1 protein-coding gene is annotated in these 318 nt (G+C 61.6%); it reads right to left on the minus strand.

Features of this window, described 5'->3' with window-relative positions:
• Nucleotides 1–47: 47 nt before the first annotated feature.
• Nucleotides 48–318 (minus strand): membrane dipeptidase (locus SB816_RS30610; protein ID WP_410548065.1); only part of this gene is annotated, 271 nt, incomplete at its 5' end.

The following is a 318-nucleotide window of genomic DNA, read 5'->3' on the forward strand; positions in this document are numbered from 1 at the left end:
TGTTGAATCGCTGGGGCGGTTCGGCTCGGTTCGGTTCGTGCGTGCGCTTACGCGCCCCACACGTCCTTGAACACGCGCACCCAGTTCTCGCCCATGATCTTGCGGATGCGCGACTCCTTCCAGCCGTAGCGCTCCATCGCCGCGGTCAGGTTCGGGAATTCGCCGATCGTGCGGATGCCTTCTGGGTTGATCACCTTGCCGAAGTTCGTCAGCTGGCGATAGCGGCCCTTGTCATGCGTCAGCATGTCGAAGAATTCCTTCGCGAAATCCTGCGTGAAGTCCGTGCCGATGCCGACCGCGTCTTCGCCGATCAGGTTC

Source organism: Achromobacter sp. SIMBA_011 (assembly GCF_046535435.1).
Lineage (GTDB): Bacteria > Pseudomonadota > Gammaproteobacteria > Burkholderiales > Burkholderiaceae_B > Achromobacter > Achromobacter dolens.